This window comes from Ruegeria sp. E1, assembly GCF_056534225.1.
On record NZ_JBQFPE010000038.1, the window covers coordinates 1 to 1,855 of the forward strand.

The following is a 1,855-nucleotide window of genomic DNA, read 5'->3' on the forward strand; positions in this document are numbered from 1 at the left end:
GCCAAAGTCGTTCTCGGCGATTTTGCGCAGGATGCGGCGCATGATTTTGCCCGAGCGGGTTTTGGGCAGGCCTGGGGCCCATTGGATCACGTCCGGGCTGGCGATCGGGCCGATTTCTGTGCGAACCCAGGTGCGCAGCTCTTTCAGCAACTCGTCTGACGGCGCGCGGTCGTTCATCAGGGTGACATAGCAATAGATGCCTTGCCCTTTGATTTCGTGGGGATAGCCCACAACGGCGGCCTCGGCCACGGCGGCGTGGGCGACCAGCGCGCTTTCCACCTCGGCGGTGCCCATGCGGTGACCCGAGACATTGATCACGTCATCGACACGGCCGGTGATCCAGTAATCGCCATCCGCATCCCGCCGGCAGCCGTCACCGGTGAAGTAGTAACCCTTGTAGTCCGAGAAATAGGTCTTCTCGAACCGCTCATGATCGCCCCAGACCGTGCGCATCTGACCGGGCCAACTGTCCTTGATGCACAGCACGCCCTCAACCCCGTTGCCCTCGATCTCGACCCCCGATTGCGGGTCCAGAACCACCGGTTCGATGCCAAAGAACGGCTTCATCGCAGAACCGGGCTTGGTCGCATGGGCGCCGGGCAGGGGCGTCATCAGGTGACCGCCGGTCTCGGTCTGCCACCAGGTGTCGACGATCGGGCATCTCCCCTGACCAACCACCTCGTTGTACCAGTTCCAGGCCTCGGGGTTGATCGGCTCACCCACCGTGCCCAGAATGCGCAGATCGCTCAGGTCGCATTTCTCGACAAACTCGTTGCCCTGACCCATCAGCGCGCGGATCGCCGTCGGCGCCGTATAGAACTGGTTTACCTTATGCTTTTCGCAGACCTGCCAGAACCGGCTGGCATCGGGATAGGTCGGCACGCCCTCGAACATCAGCGTGGTCGCCCCGTTGGCCAGTGGACCATAGACGATATAGCTGTGGCCGGTGACCCAGCCCACATCCGCCGTGCACCAGTAAATGTCGCCCTCGTGGTAATCAAAGGTGATCTCATGCGTCATGGCCGCATAGACCAGATAGCCGCCGGTGGTGTGCACAACGCCTTTGGGCTGCCCGGTGGAGCCGGAGGTATAGAGGATGAACAAAGGATCCTCGGCGCTCATCTCGGCCGGGGCGCAGTAATCATCCACCTCAAGCGCCATTTCGTTGTAGTCATGATCACGACCGTCGATCCAGGTGGTCTGCCCGCCGGTGCGCTTGACCACCAGGCATTTGACCGTGTCCTTGCAGTGCAGCAGGGCCGCATCCGCGTTGGACTTGAGCGGCGTCTTGCGACCCCCGCGCGGGGCCTCATCCGCGGTGATGACAACCTTGGCCTCGCAGCCATTGATCCGCGCTGCCAGCGCGTCGGGTGAAAACCCTGCAAAAACAATCGAATGGATCGCACCAATGCGGGCGCAGGCCAGCATGGCATAGGCCGCCTCGGGGATCATCGGCAAATAGATCACCACCCGGTCGCCCTTGCGCACGCCCATGGATTCCAGAATATTGGCCATCCGGCAGGTGCGGCGATGCAGCTCCGCATACGAGATATGCTGGGCTTCGTCATTGGGATCATCCGGCTCCCAGATGATCGCGGTCTGATCGCCGCGCGTCTCAAGGTGACGGTCCAGACAATTGGCCGAGACGTTCAGCGTGCCATCCGCGTACCACTTGATCTTGACCGAGCCAAAACTGTAATCGACATCCTTGACCCTGGTGAACGGCTTGATCCAGTCAACCCGCTTGCCTTGTTCCCCCCAGAACCCTTCAGGATCAGCAACCGAAGCCGCATACATCTCGTCGTACTTCGCCGCATCAACATGCGCACGCGCAACAGTCTCCTCAGAGGGGGGA

The 1,855-nt window shown here is 61.5% G+C and carries 1 protein-coding gene; it reads right to left on the minus strand.

All coding sequences use genetic code 11. The features are described 5' to 3' along the window. The coding region (gene acs / locus ACR0FG_RS20815) for an acetate--CoA ligase (RefSeq protein WP_480895261.1) at window positions 1-1,855 on the minus strand (1,855 nt) is incomplete at both ends.